At 72.0% G+C, this 26,257-nt stretch carries 23 protein-coding genes and 1 pseudogene; 17 read left to right on the forward strand and 7 right to left on the reverse strand.

What is annotated here, in order from left to right; genetic code table 11:
- Positions 1-165: 165 nt before the first annotated feature.
- From HDC93_RS21525 to HDC93_RS21540, 4 genes are all read left to right on the forward strand, one after another.
- On the forward strand, positions 166-1,767 hold the full coding sequence (locus HDC93_RS21525) for a glycoside hydrolase family 20 protein (RefSeq protein ID WP_185012655.1): 1,602 nt from the start codon (positions 166-168) through the stop codon (positions 1,765-1,767).
- 93 nt (positions 1,768-1,860) lie between these two features.
- Positions 1,861-2,403: a hypothetical protein gene (locus tag HDC93_RS21530; protein WP_185012498.1), complete on the forward strand. Its 543-nt coding sequence runs from the start codon at positions 1,861-1,863 to the stop codon at positions 2,401-2,403.
- Positions 2,404-2,511: 108 nt separating this feature from the next.
- Positions 2,512-3,066: a hypothetical protein gene (locus HDC93_RS21535; protein WP_185012499.1), complete on the forward strand. Its 555-nt coding sequence runs from the start codon at positions 2,512-2,514 to the stop codon at positions 3,064-3,066.
- A 147-nt stretch (positions 3,067-3,213) separates the two neighbouring features.
- A complete protein-coding gene (locus tag HDC93_RS21540) occupies positions 3,214-3,609 on the forward strand; it encodes a hypothetical protein (protein ID WP_185012500.1) in 396 nt (131 codons plus the stop codon).
- A gap of 2 nt (positions 3,610-3,611) precedes the next feature.
- Here HDC93_RS21540 and HDC93_RS21545 read toward each other — a convergent pair whose 3' ends face one another.
- Positions 3,612-4,802, reverse strand: coding sequence for an N-acetylmuramoyl-L-alanine amidase (locus HDC93_RS21545; protein WP_185012501.1), 1,191 nt, complete (start codon positions 4,800-4,802; stop codon positions 3,612-3,614).
- A gap of 216 nt (positions 4,803-5,018) precedes the next feature.
- On the opposite strand from HDC93_RS21545, the gene HDC93_RS21550 reads away from it, so the two are divergent.
- The 4 genes from HDC93_RS21550 to HDC93_RS21565 all read left to right on the forward strand — a co-directional run bounded on the left by HDC93_RS21550 (position 5,019) and on the right by HDC93_RS21565 (position 8,705).
- On the forward strand, positions 5,019-5,636 hold the full coding sequence (locus tag HDC93_RS21550; RefSeq protein ID WP_185012502.1) for an RNA polymerase sigma factor: 618 nt from the start codon (positions 5,019-5,021) through the stop codon (positions 5,634-5,636).
- Positions 5,637-5,790: 154 nt separating this feature from the next.
- Positions 5,791-6,555, forward strand: a complete 765-nt coding sequence (locus HDC93_RS21555) for a hypothetical protein (protein ID WP_185012503.1) — start codon at positions 5,791-5,793, stop codon at positions 6,553-6,555.
- A gap of 381 nt (positions 6,556-6,936) precedes the next feature.
- Entirely contained in the window at positions 6,937-7,611 is a 675-nt protein-coding gene (locus HDC93_RS21560; protein WP_053674644.1) for an RNA polymerase sigma factor, read from the forward strand.
- Positions 7,611-8,705 (forward strand): hypothetical protein, encoded by a 1,095-nt coding sequence (locus HDC93_RS21565; protein WP_185012504.1) that lies wholly within the window; start codon positions 7,611-7,613, stop codon positions 8,703-8,705. The genes HDC93_RS21560 and HDC93_RS21565 overlap by 1 nt, the downstream gene beginning before the upstream one ends.
- 158 nt (positions 8,706-8,863) lie before the next feature.
- Here HDC93_RS21565 and HDC93_RS21570 read toward each other — a convergent pair whose 3' ends face one another.
- Positions 8,864-9,712, reverse strand: coding sequence for a L,D-transpeptidase family protein (locus HDC93_RS21570; RefSeq protein ID WP_185012505.1), 849 nt, complete (start codon positions 9,710-9,712; stop codon positions 8,864-8,866).
- 140 nt (positions 9,713-9,852) lie between these two features.
- Here HDC93_RS21570 and HDC93_RS21575 point away from each other — a divergent pair, with 140 nt between their 5' ends.
- From HDC93_RS21575 to HDC93_RS21585, 3 genes and pseudogenes are all read left to right on the forward strand, one after another.
- The gene (locus HDC93_RS21575; protein WP_185012506.1) at positions 9,853-11,433 is read left to right on the forward strand and encodes a methylmalonyl-CoA mutase; all 1,581 of its coding nucleotides are present in this window, start codon (positions 9,853-9,855) and stop codon (positions 11,431-11,433) included.
- Positions 11,434-11,480: 47 nt separating this feature from the next.
- Positions 11,481-12,128 (forward strand): leucine efflux protein LeuE, encoded by a 648-nt coding sequence (gene leuE, locus HDC93_RS21580; protein WP_185012507.1) that lies wholly within the window; start codon positions 11,481-11,483, stop codon positions 12,126-12,128.
- 79 nt (positions 12,129-12,207) lie between these two features.
- A pseudogene (locus HDC93_RS21585) lies at positions 12,208-12,378 on the forward strand (TetR/AcrR family transcriptional regulator C-terminal domain-containing protein); the annotation flags it as partial.
- Between the two features lie 14 nt (positions 12,379-12,392).
- Here HDC93_RS21585 and HDC93_RS21590 read toward each other — a convergent pair.
- From HDC93_RS21590 to HDC93_RS21605, 4 genes are all read right to left on the reverse strand, one after another.
- The gene (locus tag HDC93_RS21590) at positions 12,393-13,313 is read right to left on the reverse strand and encodes a class I SAM-dependent methyltransferase (RefSeq protein ID WP_185012508.1); all 921 of its coding nucleotides are present in this window, start codon (positions 13,311-13,313) and stop codon (positions 12,393-12,395) included.
- Positions 13,314-13,377: 64 nt separating this feature from the next.
- On the reverse strand, positions 13,378-14,532 hold the full coding sequence (locus HDC93_RS21595) for an acyltransferase (protein WP_185012509.1): 1,155 nt from the start codon (positions 14,530-14,532) through the stop codon (positions 13,378-13,380).
- A gap of 174 nt (positions 14,533-14,706) precedes the next feature.
- Positions 14,707-16,038, reverse strand: a complete 1,332-nt coding sequence (locus tag HDC93_RS21600; protein ID WP_185012510.1) for an alpha-2,8-polysialyltransferase family protein — start codon at positions 16,036-16,038, stop codon at positions 14,707-14,709.
- Positions 16,038-17,024 carry a glycosyltransferase family 2 protein gene (locus tag HDC93_RS21605; protein ID WP_185012511.1) on the reverse strand — a complete coding sequence of 329 codons (987 nt, stop codon included), beginning with the start codon at positions 17,022-17,024 and terminating at the stop codon, positions 16,038-16,040. The genes HDC93_RS21600 and HDC93_RS21605 overlap by 1 nt, the downstream gene beginning before the upstream one ends.
- A gap of 198 nt (positions 17,025-17,222) precedes the next feature.
- Here HDC93_RS21605 and HDC93_RS21610 point away from each other — a divergent pair, with 198 nt between their 5' ends.
- The 4 genes from HDC93_RS21610 to HDC93_RS21625 are packed head-to-tail and all read left to right on the forward strand — an operon-like array spanning position 17,223 to position 22,047.
- Positions 17,223-18,569, forward strand: coding sequence for a DUF6716 putative glycosyltransferase (locus tag HDC93_RS21610; protein ID WP_185012512.1), 1,347 nt, complete (start codon positions 17,223-17,225; stop codon positions 18,567-18,569).
- A gap of 35 nt (positions 18,570-18,604) precedes the next feature.
- Positions 18,605-19,879, forward strand: coding sequence for an N-acylneuraminate cytidylyltransferase (locus tag HDC93_RS21615; RefSeq protein WP_185012513.1), 1,275 nt, complete (start codon positions 18,605-18,607; stop codon positions 19,877-19,879).
- Between the two features lie 13 nt (positions 19,880-19,892).
- Positions 19,893-20,831, forward strand: a complete 939-nt coding sequence (locus HDC93_RS21620) for an N-acetylneuraminate synthase family protein (protein ID WP_185012514.1) — start codon at positions 19,893-19,895, stop codon at positions 20,829-20,831.
- 46 nt (positions 20,832-20,877) lie between these two features.
- Positions 20,878-22,047: a hypothetical protein gene (locus HDC93_RS21625; RefSeq protein ID WP_260419696.1), complete on the forward strand. Its 1,170-nt coding sequence runs from the start codon at positions 20,878-20,880 to the stop codon at positions 22,045-22,047.
- 10 nt (positions 22,048-22,057) lie between these two features.
- On the opposite strand, the gene HDC93_RS21630 is transcribed toward HDC93_RS21625, so the two are convergent.
- Positions 22,058-22,720, reverse strand: coding sequence for a class I SAM-dependent methyltransferase (locus tag HDC93_RS21630; protein ID WP_185012515.1), 663 nt, complete (start codon positions 22,718-22,720; stop codon positions 22,058-22,060).
- Between the two features lie 482 nt (positions 22,721-23,202).
- On the opposite strand from HDC93_RS21630, the gene HDC93_RS21635 reads away from it, so the two are divergent.
- A complete protein-coding gene (locus tag HDC93_RS21635) occupies positions 23,203-24,435 on the forward strand; it encodes a M20 family metallopeptidase (protein WP_185012656.1) in 1,233 nt (410 codons plus the stop codon).
- A 559-nt stretch (positions 24,436-24,994) separates the two neighbouring features.
- Entirely contained in the window at positions 24,995-26,038 is a 1,044-nt protein-coding gene (locus HDC93_RS21640) for a BMP family protein (protein WP_185012516.1), read from the forward strand.
- The last annotated feature ends 219 nt before the right edge of the window (positions 26,039-26,257 follow it).

The raw sequence follows: 26,257 nt of genomic DNA on the forward strand, positions 1-26,257 counted from the left end.
CACGGCGTGTCCGAAGGATGCCTGAATTCACCCGGGGGGGAGAGTTTCGGAACGCGTGGTGGACGCGCGCCGAGCGGCCCCGGGTTTTAGGTTGGCCGTGTGAGTCAGCACAGGCGCCGGACTTCGGCGAAGCAGGAGAAACAGCGGCAGGTGCTGACCGTGGCCATGGCAGTAGCCCTGGTCGTGGTCGGGGCCGGGGTGAGTCTTGGGCTCTGGGCGGCCTCGGGCGGCGACGGCGGGTCCACCGGCGCGGAGGCCAGATCCTCGCAGGGCGCCACCGCGGCGGCGCCCCCGGACAGGGCGCCGGAAGCGGCCCCCACCCCCAGCCCGACCCGCTCCTACCCCCTGTCCGAGACGCCCCGCACCATCCCCGCCGTGCGGGACCACGAGCCGGCGCGCGGACCGGGCTGGCAGCCCGAGAAGGGCAACCGGGTGGTCGTGGACGACCCGGCGCTGGCCGACGAGGGACGGCTGGTCGCCGGCGAGCTGGGGATGACGTACGCGGGCGAGAAGGGCGACAAGAAGGCCGGGGACCTGCGGCTGGCGCTGAACGGCGACAAGGGCGCGAACCCGGAGTCGTACACGATGACCGTGCGCGACGGGCGGGTGGAGATCGACGGACCCACCGATGCGGGGGTCTTCTACGGCACCCGCACGCTCAAGCAGGAGACCCACGACGGCGGCACGGCGCCCGAGGGCGTTGTGAAGGACGCACCGGCCAAGCCGCAGCGTGGGTTCATGCTGGACATCGCCCGCAAGTACTTCACGGCCGGCTGGATCGAGGACCGGGTCCGGGAACTGGGCGACCTGAAGTACAACGAGCTGGGGCTGCACTTCTCCGACGACCAGGGGTTCCGGATCGAGTCCGACACGCAGCCGGAGATCGTGTCCCAGCCGCATCTGACCAAGGCGCAGGTGCGGAAGATCATCGACCTCGCGGAGAGCCGGCACATCACCGTCGTGCCCGAGATCGACTCGCCCGGGCACCTGGGCGCGGTCCTCCGCGCCCACCCCGACCTGCAGCTGCGCACCGCACAGGGGTCGGCGGTGCAGGGCGCCATCGACATCTCCAAGCCCGAGAGCGCCGAGATCGTCGACGAGCTGCTGAACGAGTACGCGGAGCTCTTCCCCGGCAAGCCCTGGCACCTCGGGGCCGACGAGTACCAGGCGCTGGTCCGCTCCGACCCGGAGGCGTCGTTCCCGCAGCTGGCCGCGGCCGCCCAGGAGAAGTACGGCTCCGGCGCGACGGTAGCCGACCTGACGACCGGCTGGCTGAACGACCGGGCCGACACCGTCCGCAAGCACCAGCGCGTCCCGCGCGCCTGGAACGACGGCTTCTTCCGCGGCACCTCCGTCGAGCCCGCGAAGGACATCCAGGTCGCCTACTGGACCGGCAAGGAGATCGGCGCCCGGGAGCCCCTGGAGTACCTCCAGGCGGGCCGGAAGGTGATCAACTACAACGACGAGTTCCTGTACTACGTGCTCGGCGAGCCGCAGACCTTCGTCTACCCGACGGGGCAGCGGATCTATGAGCAGTGGACGCCCCGGGTGCTGCGCGGCACCGCGGCCGTGCCGGCGCGCTACGACGACCAGATCCTCGGCGGGACCTTCGCCGTCTGGTGCGACCTGGCGAACTCCCAGACGCAGAACCAGGTGGCGGCCGGGGTCCGGATGCCGCTGCGGGCGACCGTCCAGAAGCTGTGGGACCCGGGCGAGCCCGAGCTGACCTGGGCGCAGTTCCGGGCGCTGGCGGACAGGCTCGGCTGACCGGCACGAATTGGCGCATACGGCTGCGAACTCCCGTACGGCTGTGGTGGTCTTCTGGCGAGGAGCATCGAATATGCCGGGGGGAACCGGGACATGGGCTACTGGGGATACTTCGTCGTGGGCCGGGGGGAACGGCCGCTGCCGGAGCTGGAGGCGCTGGCGGCGGCCCGGGACGGCCTGACGCGGCGCGCCTCGGCGCCGGGCGGGTGGCAGGTCTGGGAGTACCCGAGCAGCGACGGCGACATCGGGAACATGAACGCCCTCGCCATGGAGACCGGGGCGCCCGCGCTCTTCGGATACGTCATGAACAGCGAGTGCGTGGTGCTGGAGGCCGCGGCCCCGGAGAGCGGGGCGTGGACGACCTGCCTCGCGCGCTCGGCCATGGCCGGGTACGTGGGGGCGGGCCGGGAGGGCCTCACGCTGGAGGACTACTTCCTGGAACCAGGCGACGCCGCCGAGCGTGCCGTGCGCTGGGCCGCCGAGGCCGGGTGCGAGGTGAACGCCGACGCCCTCGTGGACGTACTGACGTCAGACCCTGATCCTTCCCCACTCTCGGCTTCGCTCGAGCGGGGGGACCCCCTGGCCGAAAACCTCTTGTTCCGCTTTCTCGACCGACTGGGTGTGGTGCCCCTGTGACACTCCGGGGCCGTTGCACGCAGTTAGGGGAAGTGCGGGTTCCGTAAGGGGTGAAGGCCGGCGGCGGCCTGATCGGGCCCCGGAGAAGGCCCGCGGAGGGAGGCGTGGATGAGCCTGGTGGAGTTGATCGCACAGGCCGACGAGCGCGGGCTGGCCGCGAGCGGGCTGGCTTGTTTGGATCGGTGCGTGCCCCTGCTGGGCGGCGACGACGAGATCCTGCGGCCCGTGTGGGCGAGCCTCAGCGACGGCGCGGGCGCCGGGGAGTGGGGCGAGCGGCTGGAGCAGGCGCGCGGCAAGCTGGACGCGGCCGGCGCCGGGGACGAGGCGGCCGCGCTCGCCCACCGGATGCTCGAGGCCGCTCCCGCCGAGCGGTCCGCCGCGCAAGTCCGGGTGTGGGCCGACGCCTGTTCCGTCGCCTCTCTCCAGATCCACCGGCTCCTGGACACCGCCGAGGACGAGGCCTCGTCCGTCGACTCCCGCCGCGAGGGCCGCACGGACGGCATGTCGCCCCTCGTCGCCGCCGAACTGCGCCGCCAGATCACCGTCCTGGAGGTCCTCGCCGGACACGGCCCGGCCGGGCTGCGCCGGGCGCTGGAGGTGTCGGTCGAGGGGCGCCGGGTGCTGCGCGCGGTGGTGTCCCGCCGGAGTCGGCAACAGGGCTGAGGGGGAGCGAGCCCGGAAGGCCCCTAAACCCGCTTCCTGGAAGAGTCCTGTGACTGTCCCTTGGGCGAGGTGGGGCGGTCCTGCGCGGCTTCGGGGAAGCCGCCGATTCCGGGTGACGAAACGCTTCGCCGCAGCGCTTTCCGGGATGTGACGACTCAAGCGGAGACCAGGCCATCGGCGGCTGCGAAGCCGCTGCGGTGGGCGGCGGACACAGTGGCGACGATGCGCGAGGGTGCTCGGCTGCGCCTCGACTACTCGGCGCAGAGCCTGTGGAGCATCGACCGGATGATCGAGGGCATACGGCGGGAGGGCGCACCCGACGCCGCCGTCAGGGAGGTGCTGCGTGGCTTCGGCGCCTATGCCGGCGAGGTGATGGCGCGTCAGTCGGGCGCCGAGTGGTGGGCGACCGGCGGCGACCACTGGATCCGCACCCCCGACGGGCGCCTGTGGGACCCCATCGAGGAGGCCCGCCGCTGCTACGCCGGCCACGGATCGCTGCGGCTGCTGTGCCGGGACGCGGTGAACACCGGGCTCCGGCGCTAGCGTCAGCGCCCGAGCACGCCCTCGGTGACGTCCTCGTTCTCGTCCTCGTCCAGGAGCCCCGGCGGCTCCGCGGCGGGCTCGGCCGACATGCCGGCGTTCGCGGCCAGGGTGCGGATCTCGGGCAGGTCGTCGTAGAGGTGCTGCCCGGGACACTCGGTCGGGTAGCCGTCACGGTGGCCGGAGATGCGGTGGAACGTCACCTTCTGTCCCAGCCTGTACTTGCCGTTGTCGGCACCGGAGGTCAGCACGGTCGTCCCGGTCGGGTCGATGCCGTAGAGGCCGAGCTTCCACGCCGCGACCTTCGCGACCGACGCGCGCACCGCGGCGTTCGTGGTCGTCGTGGAGTAGTCGCCGAGCACCGAGACGCTGCTGGTGGCGGTGTTGAACCCGTAGGTGTGCGCGCCGAGGACGGGCTTGTCGACGCCGCCCGCACGGCCCTCGAAGACCGTGCCGCACTTGTCGACGAGGAAGTGGTAGCCGATGTCGTTCCAGCCGTTGCTCTGCACGTGGTAGAGGAACACGCCGCGCACGATCGACGCCGACCGGGAGCAGGCGTAGTCGTTGGTGCCCGCCGTGTGGTGGACGAACATCGCCTTGGTGCCGCCGGTGTAGGTCGGCGGGTCCTTCACCAGGGACTCGTCCGCGCCCCAGGCGGAGCGCGAGGTCATGGCGGGGCGCTCGGCCGACTGCGGACCGGCGGCCGGCGGGACGACGTCCGGGTCGACGGCCCCGGTGTGCACGGCGTCCGGCCCGGCCTCGGGGTCGACCAGTTCGACGCGCAGCCCTTCCGGCAGGCGCGAGCCCGCGACACGCACCTGGACGCCGTCCGAGGGTCCGGTCCACAGGGGCTGGGTGCTGCCGCGAACTCCGGCCCGGTCGCGGTCGGGGCCGGACTCGGGCCTGCGGCTGTCGGCTTCCAGGGGGCGCCATGTGCTCCACGCGCCGCTCTCCCGGGAGCGGGTGCGCACCTGGACGATGCCGTCCAGGGCCTCGTCCGGGTCGTCCCAGGTGACGCCGATCAGGCTGAACGGCTCGGTGGTGCGCGGGGCGAGGGACCGGTCGTGGGGGTCTCCGTCCGGCACCCGGACGGTGTGCACACCGTCCGAGGAGGTGGCCCGGGCGGGCTGGGTCAGTCCGAGTGCGCCGAGGGCCAGGGCGGTGGCGACGGCGGTGCGCAGGAGGCGGGGTGTCATACGGCGCTCGCCTTTCGTGGGCGGTGGCATCGCGAGCAGAGGTCCCCGGTAGGTCACTTGGCCGAAACCTCCGCGGGGCCGGGCTCCCGAGGACGGCGGGCGGGGTTGACCCGAACGGTCGCGGGCGCCCGTCGCCTGACGCGCTGTGACACTTCCGCGCGGACCGGCGCTGATGACCGTGGGAGGGCGCGCACTCGGCACGGACGAGGACGGTACTTGGGTCAGGGAACGGAACCCCGGCGAGGGCAGGCGTACGACGGGGAACTGGGCGCGGCCGTCGCGCGGGCCCAGCAGGGTGACGAGGCGGCCTTCGCGGTCGCCTACCGCTTCGTGCAGCCCGGGCTGCTCGGCTATCTGCGCGGCCTGGTCGGGGACGACGCGGAGGACGTGGCGTCCGACGCCTGGCTGGAGATCGCCCGGGACCTCGGGCGGTTCCGGGGCGACGGGGCCGGCTTTCGCGGCTGGACGGCGACCATCGCCCGGCACCGGGCGCTGGACCACCTGCGCCGGCAGCGGGTACGGCCCCGGTCGTCCGCGCTGGAGCAGGACGTCCTGGAACTGCCGGGACCGCAGAGCACGCACGACCAGGCGCTGGAGGCCATCTCCACCGAGCACGCCCTGGAGCTGGTCCGGGGCCTGCCGCGCGACCAGGCCGAGGCCGTGCTGCTGCGGGTCGTGGTCGGCCTCGACGGGCCGGCCGCGGCGCGGGTTCTGGGCAAACGGCCGGGCGCGGTGCGCACGGCCGCCTACCGGGGCCTGAAACGCCTCGCCAGGCAGCTGGGCGTGGAGAGTGTGACGGAAGAGGCTCCCCGGACGCTGGGGGAGTCGACGTAGCGGAACCGGCGGTTTCGCGTGCGTCCCGGTCGGGTCGCGCGGAGTCGGCGCCCTGAACAGAGCGGAGCGGCGGGACGTACTGGGGCCCGGCGGGCCGGCCGGCGCCGCCGGGGCAGATACGGATCGATCGGATCGAGCAGGGACGGAAACGGACATGGGTGAACGGCAGAGCGACGGCGGGCTGTCCGGCCGTGGTTCCCGGCACGCCCTCCTCGACGCCGACGTCGAGGCGCTGATCGTCGCCTCCCTCATCCGGGACGGTGTCGACGCCGAGGCCGAACAGCGGGCCGTGGCCGCCTTCCGGGCCGCCCGGGACGCCGGGGCCCTGCGCACCCCCACCCGCCGCCGGGACGACTGGCGTGCCCGGGAACGGCGGCACCTGGGCCGGTCCCTGAAGACGACGCTCTCCGTGCTGCTCGCCAGTCTCACGCTGGGCGGTGTCGCCGTGGCGGCGATCGGCGTGGCCGGATCGCCGGAGGACGGCACGAACAACGCCCCCGAGCGCAAGCCCGCCCCGAACAGCGCCCCGCGCGACCCGTCGGAGCAGCCGTCCCGCGACGGCCACAGCCCCACCCCCGACATCGGCCCCTCCCCGGACCGGCCGTCCCCCGGCCAGGACACCGAGGCCCACTGCCGCGCCTACGAGCGGGTCGGCCGGCGCGGCAAGGCCATGGAGGCGACGTCCTGGCAGCGGCTGGTGGCCGCCGCGGGCGGTGAGAGGAACATCACGGCGTACTGCGCCGAACAGGCGGCCGCGTCCAAGAGCCGGAGCGGGGGTTCCGGGAACGGCGGTTCCGCGAAGGACGGCGGCGCACCGGCCGCGAACAACGCAGGGGGCAACGGCTCCGACACCAGAGGGGACAACGGCTCGGACAAGAGCCGGAGCAAGCGCTCCCAGCCCAACGGCCGTCATCGGTAAGGGATTCCGCGAGCACCGGCCGTCACAGCCCGCCCGTCGCACGAGCCCGCGGAGGCCCGCCTTGGCAACGGCCGAGGCCGCCACCCCCCACAGGAGAGGCCCCGGCCGTCGCGCGGCACGGGCCGCGCGGCGGCCCGTACTTCCTACAGCGCCCCCTGTGCGTTTTCTGTCACACCCCGCTGCGTCACGGCTTGGTTGCATCTCCGGCGGACATGGACGGGGCATGGTTTCAGGTCGTAACGTGCCGTTCGCGCCAACGCGAATGCGGTACGACCACCGCAACCACCTGCGGTCTTGATACCGCGACCATCAATTGAGGAACCACGACGGCGAGAACCCGGTCCGCGAGAGCGGCGCCGGTTCAGGCGCATAAGGGGTGCGGTGCTGGGGGACGACGCGGAGCTGACCGCCGCCGTGCGCGCGGCACAGGACGGAGACGAAAACGCGTTCCGGACTGTGTACCGCACCGTGCATCCGCGGCTGCTCGGGTACGTACGGACGCTGGTCGGCGACCCCGACGCCGAGGACGTGACGTCCGAGGCGTGGCTTCAGATAGCCCGCGATCTGGAGCGGTTCACCGGTGACGCGGACCGGTTCCGCGGCTGGGCCGCCCGGATCGCCCGCAACCGCGCGCTGGACCACATACGCATGCGCGGGCGCCGGCCCGCGATCGGCGGTGACGAGACCGAGCTGACCGGTCGTGCCGCCGAGTCGGACACCGCCGGCGAGGCCATCGAGGCGCTCGCCACCGACGGCGCGTTCTCCCTGATCTCCCGGCTGCCGCAGGACCAGGCCGAAGCGGTCGTGCTGCGCGTGGTGGTGGGGCTCGACGCGAAGACCGCCGCCGAGACGCTCGGCAAGCGCCCGGGCGCGGTCCGTACGGCGGCGCACCGGGGTCTGAAGCGGCTCGCCGAACTGCTCGGCGACGATCCGCAGGCCGATCCGGAATCGGCCGGAGTGCTCGACGCCCTGCCGCCCCAGCGAGAACCGCGTGGCGGTGCCGTGACGTCCGCAGGTGTGACGCATAGCGTTGCGCGGACGCAGAAGGATGTGTGATGGCCGACGAGCAGTACAGGTGGCTGGACCGCGAAACGGCGGAGCGTCTGCTGAGCGGAGAGCCACCCGGAGCTGTCGAAGGCGCCGGCCGGGACCAGGCCGAACACCTCGCCAGGACCCTCGGCGCACTGTCCGCCACACCCCCGCTGACCAGCGATGAACTCCCCGGCGAGGCCGCCGCGATGGCCGCTTTCCGCAAGGCCCGCGCGGAACGCGCCGACGCGGCCGCGGCCTTGGCGGCCACCGGCGGCAGCGACACGGCCGGCGTCCCCGGCGCCGGGCTGGTCCGGATCGGAACCCCCGGCGACAGCGGCACCGGCACCTCCCGGCCGCCCCGCTGGGCTCGTCCCGCGCGCCTCGCCCTGGCCGCCGTGCTGGCGGTCGGCATGGTCGGCGGGGTGGCTCTCGCGGCCGGAACCGGAGCCCTGAGGTCACCGTTCGGCGGTGACGAGCCCAACCCCGGCGCCTCCGTCTCGGCCTCCGCCACCCATCCCGAACGCCCGCTGGTGTCGCCGTCGCCGAGCGACGCCGTGCAGGGCGGCTCCACCCCCGACGACGCCCCGGGCGGCTCGTCGAAGGGCGGGGCAGGCGGTCAGGGCCGGGACGACGACCGGGATGACGCGGCTCCGAAGCCGGAGGGCCGGAAGGACGGCTCCGGCGACCACCGCGGGGAGATCACCGCGGTATGCCGCGACCTCCGCGACGGCAAGCGGCTGGATCCCGACCGCAGGCATGCCCTGCGGGACGCGGCGAACGGCCTCCGGGTGTGGAAGTACTGCGAGGGCGTCCTGTCCTCAACCGCCCCCCGCTCCGGTGGGCGCGGGAGCGACGACCACGCGGACAAGGGCCGGCACCACGGCAAGGGCTCCGGCCGGGACCGCGACCAGGACCGCAAGCAGGACGGCGATCGGGACCGGAAGCAGGACAAGGCCGAGCGGAAGGCCGAGCGGAAGGCCGACCGCAAGGCCGAGAAGCGCGCCGAGAAGAAGGACGACGACGATGACGGCGCCCACCGCGGCGGCCTCCACACCTCTCTCGCACCGCTGCGACCTGCGGTTTCGCACTCCCTGAAAATCTTCTGGCCGACGGTGTGACGTTTTTGGCCGCCCCGGCGCAGTAATGAGTGAGCCGACTGGTCATCGGCCGTCGCACAGAGCCGGGGTTCCCCCCGTACCTACGGCTCGTGCACCTGAGCGCGGGCGGGACACGTTCCCCCGGTCCCGCCCGCGCCCCTGACTCCCTCTCCCCGCCGTCACCAGGACACGACGACCCTGTCGCCGTTGCGGACCTGTGCGTAGAGCTCCGCGATCGCCGGCTCGTCCCGTACGTTGACGCAGCCGTGCGAGCCGCCCGCGTAGCCCCGGGCGGCGAAGTCCGCCGAGAAGTGCACGGCCTGGCCGCCGCTGAAGAACATCGCGTAGGGCATGGGCGAGTCGTAGAGCGTCGAGACGTGGTCGCGGGACTTCCAGTAGACGGAGAAGACGCCCTCCCGGGTCGGCGTGCCCTGCGAGCCGAAGCGGACCGCCATCGTCGACTCCGTCCGCCCGTCGATCATCCAGCGCAGCGTCCTGCTGGTCTTGTCGATGCACAGCACCCGGCCGGTCCGGCAGCGCGCGTCCGGCGGGTCGGCCTGCTGGCCGCCCATCAGGTAGAGGTCCCACCGGCCCGGCTCGCGCGTCATGCGCACCAGCCGCTGCCAGGTGACGGCGTCGGTCTTCCCGGTGCGCGGCAGCCCGCGCTTGCCCTGGAAGCCGCTGACCGCCCGTTCCGTCTGCTCGCCGTACGTCCCGGTCGGCCCCTCGAACAGCCAGGCGACCTGCCGCAGCCGGGCCTGGAGCTCCCGGACGTCCCGGCCGGTGTCGCCGCGGGACCACAGCACGCGGGGCGGGGCGGAAGCGGCGGGCTTGTCGTCGTCCGGCGCGGGCGGGGCGCTGGGCGCGTCGTCGCCGCCCCCGGCGGGCGTGCGGTCCGGGGCCGGGGTCTCGTCGGGCAGCTCGATGTGCACCGGCGAGCGGCGCTTCCCCTCGCCGTCGGGGGTCTGCACCGTGCAGCCGGTCAACGCGGCCATCACGGCGAGCCCCGCTACGAACGCTCTTCCCATGCCCGTGGTACGCACACGGCCCCCCGCTCGTCTCACCGGTGTGCCCGGATGTCACCTGAGATGTTCCCCGGACGTGACCGTTCGCGAACCAGGGGGCATGGTGGTGAGCGAGGTCACTGCTCTGCGGGAGGCACACCACCATGGCGCGTGAGTCGGAGTCCGGACTGCCCATCGAGCCGGTCTACGGGCCGGAGACTCTTGAGGGCTGGGATCCGGCGGAGAAGCTGGGGGAGCCGGGGGCGTACCCGTACACCCGTGGCGTGTACCCGTCGATGTACACGGGCCGCCCCTGGACGATGCGCCAGTACGCGGGTTTCGGCACGGCGACGGAGTCCAACGCCCGCTACCGGCAGCTCATCGAGCACGGCACGACGGGCCTGTCGGTCGCCTTCGACCTGCCCACCCAGATGGGCCACGACTCGGATGCGGCGATCGCGCACGGCGAGGTCGGCAAGGTGGGCGTGGCGATCGACTCGATCGACGACATGCGGGTGCTGTTCGACGGAATCCCGCTGGAGAAGGTCTCGACGTCGATGACGATCAACGCCCCTGCCGCGCTGTTGCTGCTGCTGTACCAGCTGGTCGCCGAGGAGCAGGGCGTCGCCGCGGACCGGCTGACCGGCACGATCCAGAACGACGTGCTGAAGGAGTACATCGCCCGGGGCACCTACATCTTCCCGCCCAGGCCGTCGCTGCGGCTGATCGCGGACATCTTCCAGTACTGCCGGGCGGAGATGCCGAGGTGGAACACCATCTCCATCTCCGGCTACCACATGGCCGAGGCGGGGGCCTCGCCCGCGCAGGAGATCGCCTTCACCCTGGCCGACGGCATCGAGTACGTGCGCACCGCCGTCGCCGCGGGCATGGACGTCGACGACTTCGCGCCCCGCCTGTCGTTCTTCTTCGTGGCCCGCACCACCCTGCTCGAAGAGGTCGCCAAGTTCCGTGCCGCGCGGCGGATCTGGGCGCGGGTGATGCGCGAGGAGTTCGGCGCGCGCGACCCCAAGTCGCTGATGCTGCGCTTCCACACCCAGACCGCCGGGGTGCAGCTGACCGCCCAGCAGCCCGAGGTGAACCTGGTCCGGGTCGCCGTCCAGGGCCTGGCCGCGGTGCTGGGCGGCACGCAGTCCCTGCACACCAACTCCTTCGACGAGGCCATCGCCCTGCCCACCGCCACATCCGCCCGGCTCGCCCTGCGCACCCAGCAGGTGCTCGCCCACGAGACCGACGTGACCGCCACCGTCGACCCGTTCGCCGGGTCCTACGCCATCGAGAAGCTCACCGATGACGTCGAAGCGGCTGCCGTGGAGCTGATGGACAGGGTCGAGGAACTGGGCGGCGCGGTCGAGGCCATCGAACGCGGCTTCCAGAAGAGCGAGATCGAACGCAACGCCTACCGCATCGCCCAGGAGACCGACTCCGGCGAGCGCGTCGTCGTGGGCGTCAACCGCTTCCGGCTCGACGAGGAAGAGCCCTACGAGCCGATGCGCGTCGACCCCGCCATCGAGGCCCGCCAGGCCGAACGCCTGGCCGCACTGCGCGCCGAGCGCGACCAGCCGGCCGTCGACGCGGCCCTGGCGGCACTGAAGAAGGCCGCCCAGGGCGAGGACAACGTCCTCTACCCCATGAAGGAGGCCCTCAAGGCCAGGGCCACCGTCGGCGAGGTCTGCAACGCACTGCGCGAGATCTGGGGTGCGCACATCCCGTCCGACGCCTTCTGAGCACCGGCCGGGGCGGAATGTCGGACCCGCGTGCGACACTCGTCGGCATGTTCGGTGTCATCGATCTGCCCACCTACCTGGCGGGCCTCGTCCTGATCATTCTGCTGCCCGGCCCCAACTCGCTGTACGTGCTGTCCGTGGCCGCCCGCCGTGGTGTGCGCGCCGGGTACACCGCCTCCGCCGGAGTCTGGTGCGGGGACGCGGTGTTGATGACGCTGTCCGCGGCCGGGGTCGCCTCGCTGCTCCAGGCGAACGCCGTGCTGTTCGCCATCGTCAAGTACGCGGGGGCCGGATATCTGACCTGGCTGGCCATCGGCATGCTGCGAGCCGCGTGGGACATGTGGCGGACGCGCGGGGAGCGGACCGCCGAGGGTGAGGCGCCTCCGCCCGCCGAGGAGCGGCCCTTCCGCCGCGCCTTCGTCGTCAGCCTGTTCAACCCCAAGGCGATCCTCTTCTTCGTCGCCTTCTTCGTGCAGTTCGTGGATCCGCAGTACGCCTACCCGGCCCTGTCCTTCGTCGTCCTCGGCGCCCTCGCCCAGTTCGCCAGCGTGCTCTACCTCAGCGCGCTGATCTTCGGCGGCACCAGGCTGGCCGCGGCCTTCCGCCGCCGTCGGCGCCTGTCGGCCGGGGCGACCTCGGCGGCGGGCGCGCTGTTCCTGGGGTTCGCGGTGAAGCTGTCGCTGGCGAGTTCCTAGCGCGGGCGCGCCAGGCCGCGGACACGGCCCGGCCCCGGCCGAAGCGGGCCAGGTACTCCGGGAGACCGGCCGCGGTGTCCCCGGCCCAGCCGGCGAGGGCTACGACAGGGACGAACGCGCCCGCCTGATGGCCGACTTTCCCTTGTCGGCCCAGGCGGGCGCGGAGATCTTCGAGGACTACGACCGGCACTTCGAGGAGGGACTCGCCCTCGTGATCGGGGGGATCGGGGCGCGCTACGGGGTCTCATGACGCGGTCCGGCGCGTCAGGACCGTTTCGCGCGGGCTCGCCGTACGGCCCGCAAGACCACGGGCGGCAGCAGGTCCTTGGCGAGCCGGCGGGCGCGGGACGGGGCGGGGCGGGCCGGGGGTGCCGCCCGTGTCTCGGTGACCGTGGGGGCGGGCGCCGGTGCGGGCGCCGGTTCCACGTAGTGCCGTGAGGGCGGGAAGGCCGGCGGCTTCAGGCCGCGGGAGCGGGTCCGGATCAGCCGGTGCCCGGCCGCCTCCTGCACGCTCCTCCCGACGTCCGAGCGCTGCCGCAGCATCTCCAGCAGTTCCTCCTGGAGCGGCTCCGGGTCGCCCCAGGTGGCGTACATCTTCTGCGTGCTGAGGCAGATCGGGCGCAGACCGCGGTTGAGGACGGCCTCCCAGGCGGCGACCGAGACACCCGGGGTGTGCTCGGAGCGGAAGTCGTCGAGGACCACGACCCCCTCGGGCAGCAGGATGTCGTGGGCCGCGCCGATGTCGCCGTACACGTGCTCGTACAGGTGCGAGGCGTCGATGTGGATGAACCGGCAGGTGTCCGGGGCCACCTTCTCGTCCACCAGGGAACTGGGGCCGGTGATCACCGTCGGCAGGGTGTCGTGGAAGGAGAGGTAGTTCCGCTCGAAGGTCCGCTGGGTGAGCGAGGCGTACGACTTCGAGGACTCCGCCTTGTTTGCCTCGTCCGGAGCGTCGCCCTCGAAGAGGTCGCAGACGGTGAACAGCTCGCCGTCCTGGAGGTGGTGGCCGAGGAGGATCGCGCTCCTGCCCATGTAGACGCCGAGTTCGAGCAGGTCACCCTTTATGCCAACGTTCTTCTGCTGTTCGAGGAACCAGGTGAACAGCATCTGGTCAAGCGGCGGGAACCAGCCCGGGACGTCGGCGAGTTCGCCGGGGTGCGTGTCGGTCGCTTGTGCTTGGGTCATGAGGCGAGCCTTCTCTTCGAGCATTGCCCCGATCGACGGCCGGTTGAACGTCCCGTGAACAGGGTCAGCGGGTCTTCGTCAGGGCCGCCCGCAGCCGGGGCGTCAGCGGCTTCTCCACATATTTGTTCAGCACCCACGCCAGCAGCAGCATCGACGCCACCGTCAGTACGAAAGTCACCCCGGACGCCAGTCCCAGGCCGCGGTGCAGGGCGTGGATCACGACCCAGCCGAGGTGCTCGTGGACCAGATAGAAGGGGTACGTCAGCGCGCCCGCGACCGTCAGCCACCGCCAGTTCACCCGGCCCAGCAGACCCAGCGCGATCGCGGCGACCGCCACGAAGCCGAAGGTGACGACGGCGATGATCCCGAACGAGGAGCGGTAGGAGAAGGCCTCCGGGTTCGGGGCGTGCCACAGCCCCTGCACCGCGTAGTGCTGGCCGACCAGCCAGCTGACCGCCACGATGCCCCACCCGTGGACGTCCCGCCGGTCGCGGTGCACGAGGTAGAGGCCGACACCGCCGATGAAGAAGGGCGCGTACTCGGGCATCAGGACGATGTCGAGCAGCGGCATGTTCGCGTTCTGGGCGATCACAGCCGCCAGCATCCAGCCCGCGCAGAACATGATCACCCGGCGGCGGTTCGCCCCGGGCAGCACGACGCACAGGGCGAACAGGGCGTAGAAGCGGACCTCCGCCCACAGGGTCCAGCACACCCCGAGCACCCGGTCGACGCCCAGGGGCATCTGGAGCATCGTCAGGTTCACCAGGGCGTCGCTCGGCGACACGGCCTCGTAGGCGACCACCGGCAGCGCGAAGACGGCGGTCACCAGCAGGACGGCCGCCCAGTAGGCGGGCAGCAGCCGGGAGGCGCGGGAGGCGAAGAACGACTTCAGGGGCCGGCCCCAGCCGCTCATACAGATCACGAAACCGCTGATCACGAAGAACACCTGGACGCCGAGGCAGCCGTAGGCGAACAGCGAGTGCAGGGTGGGGAACTGGTCCCGCGGCGAGGTGCCCCACGCCTGGGCGACCTCACCGCCGCGTCCCCCGTAGTGGTACAGCGCCACCATCAGCGCGGCCACCAGCCGCAGTCCGTCGAGGGCGCGCAGCCGCCCGCCGGTGTCCTTTCCGCGCCGTGGGACGGTCGTGGCCCCCGGTGGTTCGGCCGGCACGGCGGCGCCGGGCCGGGGCTTTCGGGTGCTGACGACCGTCTCGGTCACGCTGGAAACCTCTGTGTGGCTCGTATGTCCTTTGCCTGAGCCGCCTGTGGGCGGGCGCCTGTCACCCTAGGACGAGAGTTGACGCAATTACGTTCGATGGTGACAGGCTTTGCCTGCCGGTCCCCATGGGTTCATCTGGATGTCGCCGGGGGCGGGCGGCCGGGCGGGACCGGCTCAGCGGCGGACCGCCTTGCGCAGGGCCCGGGCCCGCCTGACCACCCGGCGTGCCGTGGAATTGCGCGGCAGGAACGCCAGCCGCTGCGGAATGCCCCCGGGCAGTCCGAGCGCGGTGAGGCGGCGCTTCTTGAAGTAGCGCCGGGTCCGCGGACCGAGGTGCCGGGCGAGGAACCGCTCGGCCTGCGGGCGCAGCTCCGGGTAGATCTGCGGCTGCATGGTGAACCCGAGGGCCGTGAGCAGGCCGGACAGCCGCTCGGCCGGCAGGACGTCGCCGTCGTTTCCGCTCTCCAGACCGGGCAGCAGCGCGTCCGCCAGCGTGGTCGGCACCCGGTTGCTGTTCTGGTACGGCGTCAGCCGCTCCAGCAGCAGCTCCGTGCCGATGCGGGCGACCGGCAGGTCGTAGAACGCGGACGCGGTGAACAGCGCGGTCGAGAAGCAGCCGACGACCAGGGCGGGCCGGGCGCGGTCGAACAACACCTCGGCGAGCACGGGTGTGTCCAGCACGGTGAGGTCCACGCCGAGCTTCTCGGCCTCGGTCTCCAGGGCGCGGCTGTAGCGGGCCGGCGCGGTGGGGTGGGGCTTGAAGACGACCGTGCGGTGGCCGCGGGCGACGGCACCCCGCATCATCCGCACATGCAGGTCCTCCTCCTCCTCGGGGGAGAGGATGCTCAGCGCGGAGAGGTACTGGCCGAGCAGCAGCGCCGAGTCGCCGGGCACGTCCGGCAGTTCGGGCACGGTCTCGGTGACCTCGCCGAGCACCTTCAGGAACGCGGGCGTCGGCACCAGGCGCGCCGGCACGCCGAACTCGGTGAGCAGCATCGGCGTGAGCCCCGGCACCAGATCGAGGTGCAGCAGCCGCCGCACGCGCGTGCCGACCAGCGGGTCGAGCTTGTTGCGGGTGGGGCCGTAGCTCATCAGCCCGTCGGCGTAGACGTCGACGGGGGCGTCGGTGAACAGCTGGGCCACGGTCAGGGCGGGCGCCACCTGGATGGACTCCAGCGCGAGGCTCACCCGGTCGTCGCCGAGGCCCCACAGCAGCCGCAGATAGCGCTCGAAGAGCGGGACATCGTCGGCGCGCGGCGTCCAGGCCCCGGGGTGGAAGGGGCGGATCGCCTCGTTCCAGGACAGCACCTCGTCGAAGTGCTCGCGCAGCGGCGCGAAGCCCGGCATCTCGTCGAGGGCCGGAGTGGTCTCCGGGGTCGCGGAGTTGTTGAACACCAGCAGCACCCGGCGGTCCGGCTCCTCGAAGAGGTCGGAGTCGATCGCGGCGGCCAGGGTGGCGACGCCGTAGAGCGTCGAGGCGCAGAAGATCTGAGTGGTCCCGGGCATCAGGCGGCCGCTCCCGTCGTGGTGACCCGGCGCCGCAGCCGCCGCAGCTTGGACGAGCGGTCCATGTCCATGGCCTCCAGTGCGTCGGCGAGCGCGTCCTGCGGCATGCGCTTGATGGCCGCCGCGCTCATCGACCGCAGCTGCCTGGCCACGGCCGGTTCGAACCTGTCTTCGTTGGAGAGGTGGTGGGCGATGATCGCGCAGTAGGTCCGCACCGCCTTCTGCAGCAGCCGGTCGGCGTCGCGGTCCGCGGCCGTCTCCTCGATCACCTGGTCGAAGGCGCGGATGAAGTCGAGCTGGCGGACGTCGCCGATCTGCGTCAGGGACGAGGCCACCCCGCGCCGGTAGAACACGCCCAGCAGGCTCACCACGGCGAACGACTCCGCCTCGCGGTGCAGCTTCCAGATCCACGGCCGGTCCTCGGCCGTGCGCAGCCCGTCGGTGAAGTGGAGCAGGCCCTTGTCGACCAGACGGCGGTGGTAGGCGCCGGCCCAGGCGAAGGCGTAGTCCACCGAGGTCGAGCGGTGGGCGGGCAGGATCGCTTCGCGGGGGCTGAACACCTCCCAGCGCCGGCCGATCGGCACCCTGCTCACGGAACGGGCCCGGGCGGTGGCCTGCACATGGTCGGTGCGCACGAAGTCGCACCCCAGGTCGTCCATCGCGGACACCAGTTCGGTGAGGTAGCCGGGGGCCAGCCAGTCGTCGCCGTCCAGGAACGTCAGGTACTCGCCCCGCGCCGCGTCCAGACCGGTGTTGCGGGCGGTGGCGAGCCCACCGTTGCGCTCATGGCGGATGTACCGCACCTGGGCGACATCCGAAAGGTCCTCGGCGGCTCGTTCGAGAATGGCCGGAGTTTCGTCCTTCGAATGGTCGTCGACCAGGATGAACTCGAAATCGCGGTCGGCGTTCAACCGAAGGCTTCTGAGGGTGTCCGGGGCATATTGCTGCACGTTGTAGAACGGCACGATCACGGAAAGCTTAGGCACCCGCAAAACGTTAGGAGCCCGCCCGGCAGCGGAACTTTACGATGAAGGTACACCAGGTGAACTCCATGTGTCAGAACGGTGCACCCCGTGTACTTTCCGCCTTCCAGCAGGCCAGTTCGGCTCTCGGTGGGCTGTTGTTAACTTTTCGTTGAGTCGCGGTTCCGCCATACCTCGGATTCGCTTCCTAGCGTCATCGACGTGCCAGTACGTACACCGAAGCGCCCGCGAATCGCGGTCCTCGCGGACAGCGACACCCGATGGAAATGGGGTGCGCTGACAGCGGACCGCATCGCCACGGGACCGTCCATGGAAGCCGCACCGCGCGAGGGCGCGCAAGTCGGCCCGCACCTCGACGGATTCCTGCTGCGCGGCCGGGCGACGCCCACCCCGCGCCAGCTGGAGGAAGTGGGCGTACGCGCCGACTCGCTGCGCGAGGTCACCGCCGTGGAATTCCTGCGCGCCATGGCCGAGGAGTCCTACGACGTCCTCGTCCTCTCCCTCGTCGGCGGCGCAGTGCAGGCGATGCTCCACGGCCTGGCACGCGTCTGGGAGAACCGCACCGCGCGGCCCGTCGTCGTCACCGGCTACGTCGGTGTCGTCTACGAGAAGCTCGCCGACGGCCTGCTGCTGCGGCACGGCGCGGACCTGGTCCTCGCCAACTCCCGCCAGGACGCGGACCGCTTCCGGACCGTCTACGAAGGGGTCGGCGCCGACGCCTCCGCGGTGACCGAGGTGGCCCTGCCGTTCCTCGGCGGTGCGCCGTACGAAGGTGAACACGACCCGTACACGGTGGTGTTCGCGGCCCAGCCCTCCGTCCCGGACAGCCGCAAGGACCGTACGTACCTGCTGAACCGGTTGGTGCGGCACGCCCGCCGGCACCCTGAGCGCGAGGTGCTGCTGAAGCTGCGCTCCAAGCCCGGCGAACACACCACCCACATCGAGGAGCTGCCGTACCAGAAGCTGGTGCAGCGCCTCGATCCGCCCGCCAACTTCCGCCTGGTGTACGGCAACATGGGCGAGGTCCTGGACCGGACCGACCTCCTCGTGACGGTCAGCTCCACGGCCGCGCTGGAATCGCTGCACCGCCGGATCCCGACCGTCGTGCTGAGCGACCTCGGTATCCGCGAGTCCCTAGGCAACCACCACTTCGTGGGCTCCGGCTGCCTCGCCTCCTGGGACCAGCTCGACGCCGGGCACCGGCCCACACCCGACGAGGAGTGGGTCTCCCGGCAGGGCGTCGCGGCGGACGGTTCCTACGCCTCGGCCTTCGACGCGGCCCGGGAGCGCATCGCCGAGCTGCTCGACCGGCCCGGCGGCCTGCCCCCGCTGACCCCGTACTACACCCCCGTCACCGCGCCCGGCTATCTGCCCGGGATCCTCGCCCGCCACCACCTCGGCCCGGACGGCACCCCGCTGCCCGGCGCGCCCGCGGCCGACAAGGAGCCCGGACCGGTCCGGCAGATCGTGCGCCGGGCGGCGCGCGGCGCCTACCGGCACGGCGTCCAGCGCGTGGCGCCCGTCATCCGGCGGATGGGCGAGCTGTGAGCCGCCCCGAGACCCCTGCCCAAGGAGTAGACCCCATGTCCCGACCGGAAACGGGCCGAGGCGCCTCGATGCGCCGCGTGCTCGCGGTGATCCCCGCCCGCGGCGGCTCCAAGGGCGTCCCCGCGAAGAACCTCCTCCCCGTCGGCGGCGTCCCGCTGGTGGCGCGCGCGGTGCGCGAGTGCCGGGCCGCCCGGCTGGTGACCGACGTCGTGGTCTCCACCGACGACCAGGCCATCGCGGCCGCCGCCCGTGAGGCCGGCGCCGAGGTCGTGCTGCGCCCCGCCGCCATCGCCGGCGACACGGCCACCTCCGAGGCCGCCGTCCTGCACGCCGTGGACGCGCACGAGGCCCTGCACGGCGCGGTCGTGGACGTCGTCCTGCTCGTGCAGTGCACCAGCCCGTTCATCGTCCGCGAGGACATCGACGGGGTCGCGGGCGCGATCGTCGAGAACGGCGCCGACACGGCGGTGACGGTGGCCCCCTTCCACGGGTTCATCTGGCGGGACGCCGAGTCCGCCGAGGACGTCGCCGGGGCCGGCTCCGTCGCGGGGGCCGACGCGGCGGTCGGCGGCGGCTACGGCGTCAACCACCACAAGTCCTTCCGTCCCCGCCGCCAGGACCGCCCCCAGGACCTGCTGGAGACCGGCGCCGCCTACGCCATGGAGGCCTCCGGCTTCCGCAAGCACCAGCACCGCTTCTTCGGCCGCACCGAGCTGGTCCGCACGGACCCCGCGCGTGTGCTGGAGATCGACGACCCGCACGACCTCGCCCGCGCCCGGGCCCTCGCCCCGCTCTTCGACGCGGACCGGCCCGGCGCCCTCCCGACCGCCGACGACATCGACGCGGTCGTCCTCGACTTCGACGGCACCCAGACCGACGACCGGGTGCTCGTCGACTCCGACGGACGGGAGTTCGTCTCCGTGCACCGCGGGGACGGACTCGGCATCGCGGCCCTGCGCAACAGCGGCCTGAAGATGCTGATCCTGTCCACGGAACAGAACCCTGTGGTCGCCGCCCGGGCCCGGAAGCTGAAGCTCCCGGTGCTGCACGGCATCGACCGCAAGGACCTCGCGCTGAAGCAGTGGTGCGAGGAGCAGGGCATCGCGCCGGAGCGCGTGCTCTACGTCGGCAACGACGTCAATGACCTCCCGTGCTTCGCCCTCGTGGGCTGGCCCGTGGCGGTCGCGAGCGCCCACGACGTCGTGCGCGGCGCCGCACGCGCGGTCACCACCGTCCCCGGTGGCGGCGGCGCGATCCGAGAGATCGCCAGCTGGATCCTCGGCCCCTCTCTCGATTCCCTCACCAAGTAAGGACATCTCTGCCATGAGCACCAACTCCCGTATCCGCCGCTTCGGTTCGCGCGAGGTCGGCCCGGGCCGTCCGGTCTACGTCTGCGGTGAGATCGGCATCAACCACAACGGCGAGCTCGAGAACGCCTTCAAGCTGATCGACGCCGCCGCCGAGGCCGGCTGCGACGCCGTCAAGTTCCAGAAGCGCACCCCGGAGATCTGCACCCCGCGCGACCAGTGGGACATCGAGCGCGACACCCCCTGGGGCCGGATGACGTACATCGACTACCGCCACCGCGTGGAGTTCGGCGAGGACGAGTACCGCGCGATCGACGACTACTGCAAGTCGAAGAACATCGACTGGTTCGCCTCCCCGTGGGACACCGAGGCCGTCGCCTTCCTGGAGAAGTTCGACGTCCCCGCCCACAAGGTGGCCTCCGCCTCCCTCACGGACGACGAGCTGCTGCGCGCACTGCGCGAAACCGGCCGCGCCGTGATCCTCTCCACCGGCATGTCGACGCCGAAGCAGATCCGCCACGCGGTCGAGGTCCTCGGCTCCGACAACATCCTGATGTGCCACGCCACGTCGACCTACCCGGCCAAGGCCGAGGAGCTCAACCTGCGCGTGATCAACACGCTGGAGAAGGAGTTCCCGAACGTCCCGATCGGCTACTCCGGCCACGAGACCGGCCTGCAGACCACCCTCGCCGCGGTCGCTCTGGGCGCCACCTTCGTCGAGCGTCACATCACCCTCGACCGGGCCATGTGGGGCTCGGACCAGGCCGCGTCCGTGGAGCCGCAGGGCCTGACGCGCCTCGTCCGCGACATCCGCACCATCGAGGCCTCCCTCGGTGACGGCGTCAAGAAGGTCTACGAGTCCGAGCTCGGCCCGATGAAGAAGCTGCGCCGCGTCAGCGGTGTGGTCGCCGAGGCGGAGATCGCCGACGCGGCGGGCGAGCCGGTCGGCGTCTGATCCCTCACCCCCACAACCCCCCTCACCACGGGACGGTCGTACGTCGATGAGCCCCCGCGCCGGGAACGCCGGCCCCCACACTCTCGCCTTCGTCGAGAGCCCGGTACAGCTGCTGAACGTGCTGGAGTGGGCGCACGCGCATGCGCCCGGCGTGGGGCTCACCCTCGTGGTGCTGTCACCCGTCGACCCGATGACACGCGGCCAGCTGCGGCGGATGTCCGACCTGGCCCGCGACGAGGGGCACCAGGTCCGCTGGGAGGAAGCCCGCGGCGGGCCCCTCGCGCCCTTCCAGACCATCGGCGGCCTGTCCGGCCCGCTCCGCAGGGCACGCCGGGTCGTGCTGGGGGACCCCTTCTCCCGCTACGTCCAGCTGCTGCTGACCATCACCCGCGCCCGTGACCTGGTCGTCGTCGACGACGGCACGGCGACGATGGAGTTCGTCGGGCAGCTGGCCCGGGGCGAACGCCTGGTGCGCTGGCACCGCAAGGGCGGCCGGCCCGGCCCGCGGGACGTCGTCTTCGCGCCGGTGTCGGCGTCCGCCCGCCGCCGGCTGACCCCCGGCGACCGCCGCCGCATCGAGATCTTCTCCTCCATGCCGATGGAGGAGACCCCGGCGGGCGTGACCGTCCGCGCCCACACCTTCGCCTGGACCCGGACGCGCTTCGGCCCGCCCCGCATCACCAAGGGCGCGGACATGGTGGGCACGTCCCTGGTGGAGACCGGGGTGGTGGACGACGGCCGCTACCTGGAGGCCGTCCACGCCCTGGCGTCGGCCCACGGCGCCACCCGCTACTTCGCCCACCGCCGCGAGAGCACGGACAAGCTCCACCGCCTCGCCGCCGCGACGGGCCTGGAGATCGTCCGCCCCGAACTCCCCCTCGAACTGATCGCCCGCCGCGGCCCCATCGGCCGGACGGTCCTCAGCTTCCCGTCCACGGTCGTCCACACCCTTCCCCTCGCCCTGGCCGGCACGGAGGTCCGCGTCGCCGTCTGCGACATCGACCCCGCCTGGCTGACCGAGAACGCCTCCCCGCGGGCCCAGGGCTTCCTGTCCGGGGTCACGGGCACGGCCCGTGACGTCCACCGGCTGTCGCCGACGGCTCCCACGGCCGCCCCGAACCCGACGAACCCGGCGAGCCCGTCCGAGCCGACCGGCCCGGCCCCCTTCACCGCCACGCCGCCTTCCGCGGGCCTGGTCGGCCCGGCGGCGTCGTGACGCGCCCCGCTCACACCTCCCGCGGCACCGGCCCGGGCCTGCGCGCCAGCAGGAACGCGCGCGGCAGCTTCTCCCCGGGGCCGGGCTCGCGCAGGACACGCGCGTGGAGCTCCAGGCCCGCCTGCGCGAGGTGCGCGGCGACCGTGTCCGGCGTGCGCCAGTAGTAGTCGAGCGCGATCTCCTGCCCGTAGCGCTCGGTCAGGCGCTGGTGGCCGTCCTCGTCGCCGGACTGGAAACCGAGCAGAACGGGTGCCCCCGGCAGCAGGACACGGCGGAACTCGGAGAAGGCGGTCGGCAGATGACCGTCCGGCACATGGATGATCGAGTAGAGCGCGACGATGCCGCCGAGCGTCTCGTCCGGCAGGTCCAGCGCGGTCATGGAACCGACGTGGAAGCGCAGCTCCGGGTGCGCCCGGCGGGCCAGGGACACCATGCGGGGCGACGCGTCGACCCCGAACACCGGAAGCCCGGCCTCGTGCAGCCGTGCCGTGACGTACCCCGGACCGCTGCCTACGTCCGCGACCGGCGGCTGCCCGGACCGGCCCGGCACCCGGGCCAGTTCCACGAAGGCCGTCAGCAGCGCCCGCTCCAGCGGTCTCCCGGCCAGGCTGTCGGGGTGCTCGGCGGCGTAGGCCCCGGCGATGGCGTCGTACGAGGCCTGCGTGGACTGCAAGGGGTCCTTTCACTATGCCCGTCCGGGTCGCGCGGCCTGGCACCGCACCTCGCCGCGTTGCCGAAAAGCCCTAGTAGCTCCGCTACGAGGGCTTCCCGGCGCCTTGCGACGCACGGCACCAGACCACGCGCCCTGATCGGACGCTCATAGTGAAAGGACCCCTAAGAACTCGGGAGCGCGCACGGGGCGCAGACTGGCGGGGAGGCACGTCCGGCAGATGAACACGCCCGTGTTCGCCGCGCAGGGCGTGGTATCCGTGGAGAGGATGGATGGATACCGGAGTCGTGACGCGCATGTGGTCGAAGTCACATTCCGGAGGGTGGGTGGCCCGGCCAGGCCCAAAAGGCAGGCCAGTTTACCCATCTCACTTGACAGCTATGCGTCCGGCGGTCATGTTTTCTTCCCCTTTCGGGTTGAAGTTTCGTTGATCCAGGGTCGCCCGACCGCCTTGGCGCCCTACCCTTCAGAGGGTGAAGCCACTGATGTCACTGGAGTCCGAGGTCGATCTTCCCGGAGGAGCCGTACTCCCCGGTGCGCTGCCCGACGCTCTGCGGGCCGAGCTCATCGCGTTCCGGCGCGACATGCACATGCACCCGGAGCTCGGCAACCAGGAGTTCCGCACCACCGCCGCGATCAAGGAGCGGCTGGAGCGGGCCGGCCTCAAGCCGCGTGTCCTCGCCGTGGGGACCGGACTCGTCTGTGACATCGGCGTGGAGGGCGAGCAGTGGGGCGGAGGCCCCAGCATGCTCGCCCTGCGGGCCGACATCGACGGCCTGCCCATCCCGGACACCAAGGCGGACTGCCCGTACCGCTCCACCGTGCCCGACCGAGCGCACGCCTGCGGTCACGACGTGCACACCACCGTCGTCCTGGGCGCCGGTCTCGTCCTCGCCGAACTGCACCGGCGAGGCGCGCTGCCCCGCCCGGTCCGGCTGATCTTCCAGCCCGCCGAGGAGGTGCTGCCCGGCGGCGCCGCCGACGTCATCAAGTGCGGGGCGCTGGAAGGCGTGGGCGCGATCATCGCCGTGCACTGCGACCCCCGGGTGGACGCGGGCAAGATCGGTCTGCGCGAGGGCCCCATCACCTCCGCCTGCGACCGGCTGGAGATCGGCCTCGACGGCCCGGGCGGCCACACCGCCCGCCCCCATCTCACGACCGACCTGGTCACCGCCGCCGCCCGCGTCGTCACCGACGTGCCCGCGCTGGTCGGCCGGCGCTTCGACAGCCGCAGCGGGCTCGCCATCACCTGGGGCCGAGTCGAGTCGGGCCACGCCCCGAACGTGATCCCGCAGCACGCCGAGCTCTCCGGCACGGTGCGCTGCCTCGACCTCGAGGCGTGGCGGCAGGCTCCCGACGTCGTCGTCGCGGCCATCGACGAGATCGCCAACCTCCACCGCGCCAAGTCGGAGATCAACTACGTGCGCGGCGTCCCGCCCGTGGTCAACGAGCCCGGCGTCACCGAACTGCTGCGCGAGGCCATGATCGCCCGGCGCGGCGTCGAGTCCGTCGAGGGCACCGAGCAGAGCCTCGGCGGCGAGGACTTCTCCTGGTACCTGGAGCACGTCCCCGGCGCCATGGCCCGCCTCGGCGTCCGCACCCCGGGTGAACGCCTGATCCGCGACCTCCACCAGGGCGACTTCGACGTCGACGAATCGGCCATCACGGTAGGAGTGGAACTCTTCACAGCAGCGGCCCTGGTCAACGGCCTCCGCTGAGCGCCCCACACCCACGTTCTCGAGGGACGTAAGGCAACCCCCTCAGGGGCGCGGGGAACGGCACGCCAAGCCACGACGGCGCCGCACGGCATTCAGGGGCGCGGGGAACTGCGCAACGAGCCACGACGGCGCGGCACAAGGCCGACACCCCCACACCCCCCAAGGCCCGCCCCGAGCCACGGCACCGCACCAGACCGACAACCCCGCCCCAAGGCCCGCCCCGAGCCACGGCACCGCACAAGGCCGACAACCCCGCCCCAAGGCCCGCCCCGAGCCACGGCACCGCACCAGACCGACAACCCCGCCCACCCGCCGGAGCCTCCGGTTGCGCCCGGCGCAACCCCACGGCAGCCTGGTGCGCGTCACGAGGTAGGCACACGCCGTGTCCCCGAGTACACCTTTCGACCCCGTTCGATCCCGTGGTTCACAAGGGCGTAACCGGCCATCGGCACGAATGGATAACGGCCCCGCGGCGAACCGTTCCCAGGAGTGTCTACGCGCGTTAATGTGCGCCGAACCGAGCACCCATCGCGGGGCTTTGGAGAATGGGGAACTTCAGATGCGTCGGATTTCCAAACTGGCCCGTGTCGCGGTGGGGGTCGCGTCGCTCGGGCTCGTCGCCACGGCCTGCGGCGGCACCAGCAGTGACAGCGGCGACAGCGACAGCAACGACAAGGGCGTCGCCATCGCGTACGACGTCGGCGGCAAGGGCGACCAGTCCTTCAACGACGCCGCCTACGCCGGCCTGACGAAGGCCAAGGACGAGTTCGGCTACACGACGGCCGACATCGAGCCCACCGAGGGCGAGACGGACGCCGACAAGGAGCAGCGCCTGGCGTCGCTGGCCAAGCAGGGCTACAACCCGGTCATCGGTGTCGGCTTCGCCTACGGCCCGGCGATGAAGGCTGTCGCCGCCAAGTACCCGAAGACCACCTTCGGCATCGTGGACTCGGTCGTCGAGGGCAAGAACGTCGCTTCCCTCGTCTTCGCCGAGGAGCAGGCCTCGTACCTCGCCGGTGTCGCCGCCGCCAAGGCCACGAAGACCGACGTCGTCGGCTTCGTCGGCGGTGTCGACGTCCCGCTGATCCACAAGTTCGAGGCCGGCTACAAGCAGGGCGTGCAGGACACCAACTCCAAGGTGAAGGTCCTGTCGCAGTACCTGACGCAGACGGCCGAGGAGGGCGGCTTCTCCAGCCCCGACAAGGGCAAGGCCGCCGCCGAGGGCCAGATCGAGAAGAAGGCCGACGTGCTCTACGCGGCCGCCGGTCTGTCCGGTCAGGGTGTCATCGAGGCCGCGGCCAAGGCGAAGGTCTGGGCCATCGGCGTCGACTCCGACCAGTACAAGCAGGCCGCCCTGGCCCCGTACAAGAACTACATCCTGACCTCCGCGCTGAAGGACGTCGGCGGCGCGGTCTACGCGCTGTCCAAGTCGGTCCACGACGACAAGCCGCTGACCGGCACCCAGACGTTCGACCTGAAGGTCAACGGTGTGGGCCTGTCGGAGTCCAACCCGGAGTACGCGAAGGTCGCGGGTCTCCAGGACGCCGTGAACAAGGCCAAGCAGGAGATCATCGACGGCAACATCAAGGTCAACACCGAGTGAGGCGACCGGTCTGACCAGCCGAAGCGGGCGGGCACCCTCTGGGTGTCCGCCCGCTCCGTTTGTCCGGCTCTCCGGAACCGGATCACCCAGCGCCACCCCCCGTTTGCGGTCGGCAACGCCCCGGCCAAGGCGCGGTGATGGCTTTGGCCACGGGCGCATAACAAGGTGGACAGAAGGGGTTTTCAGGCAGGTCTACGCGCGTTAATCTGCGGCGAAGCC

The organism is Streptomyces sp. AK010 (assembly GCF_014207295.1).
GTDB classification, from domain to species: Bacteria; Actinomycetota; Actinomycetes; order Streptomycetales; family Streptomycetaceae; genus Streptomyces; species Streptomyces massasporeus.

What these genes read in the sequence shown, in the direction of transcription:
- HDC93_RS21525 (WP_185012655.1), top strand. Translation starts at nt 166, where the DNA reads ATGGCAGTAGCCCTGGTCGTGGTCGGGGCCGGGGTGAGTCTTGGGCTC.
- HDC93_RS21530 (WP_185012498.1), top strand. Translation starts at nt 1,861, where the DNA reads ATGGGCTACTGGGGATACTTCGTCGTGGGCCGGGGGGAACGGCCGCTG.
- HDC93_RS21535 (WP_185012499.1), top strand. Translation starts at nt 2,512, where the DNA reads ATGAGCCTGGTGGAGTTGATCGCACAGGCCGACGAGCGCGGGCTGGCC.
- HDC93_RS21545 (WP_185012501.1), bottom strand. Translation starts at nt 4,802, where the DNA reads ATGACACCCCGCCTCCTGCGCACCGCCGTCGCCACCGCCCTGGCCCTC.
- HDC93_RS21555 (WP_185012503.1), top strand. Translation starts at nt 5,791, where the DNA reads ATGGGTGAACGGCAGAGCGACGGCGGGCTGTCCGGCCGTGGTTCCCGG.
- HDC93_RS21565 (WP_185012504.1), top strand. Translation starts at nt 7,611, where the DNA reads ATGGCCGACGAGCAGTACAGGTGGCTGGACCGCGAAACGGCGGAGCGT.
- HDC93_RS21570 (WP_185012505.1), bottom strand. Translation starts at nt 9,712, where the DNA reads ATGGGAAGAGCGTTCGTAGCGGGGCTCGCCGTGATGGCCGCGTTGACC.
- HDC93_RS21575 (WP_185012506.1), top strand. Translation starts at nt 9,853, where the DNA reads ATGGCGCGTGAGTCGGAGTCCGGACTGCCCATCGAGCCGGTCTACGGG.
- leuE (WP_185012507.1), top strand. Translation starts at nt 11,481, where the DNA reads ATGTTCGGTGTCATCGATCTGCCCACCTACCTGGCGGGCCTCGTCCTG.
- HDC93_RS21590 (WP_185012508.1), bottom strand. Translation starts at nt 13,313, where the DNA reads ATGACCCAAGCACAAGCGACCGACACGCACCCCGGCGAACTCGCCGAC.
- HDC93_RS21600 (WP_185012510.1), bottom strand. Translation starts at nt 16,038, where the DNA reads ATGCCCGGGACCACTCAGATCTTCTGCGCCTCGACGCTCTACGGCGTC.
- HDC93_RS21615 (WP_185012513.1), top strand. Translation starts at nt 18,605, where the DNA reads ATGTCCCGACCGGAAACGGGCCGAGGCGCCTCGATGCGCCGCGTGCTC.
- HDC93_RS21620 (WP_185012514.1), top strand. Translation starts at nt 19,893, where the DNA reads ATGAGCACCAACTCCCGTATCCGCCGCTTCGGTTCGCGCGAGGTCGGC.
- HDC93_RS21625 (WP_260419696.1), top strand. Translation starts at nt 20,878, where the DNA reads ATGAGCCCCCGCGCCGGGAACGCCGGCCCCCACACTCTCGCCTTCGTC.
- HDC93_RS21635 (WP_185012656.1), top strand. Translation starts at nt 23,203, where the DNA reads ATGTCACTGGAGTCCGAGGTCGATCTTCCCGGAGGAGCCGTACTCCCC.
- HDC93_RS21640 (WP_185012516.1), top strand. Translation starts at nt 24,995, where the DNA reads ATGCGTCGGATTTCCAAACTGGCCCGTGTCGCGGTGGGGGTCGCGTCG.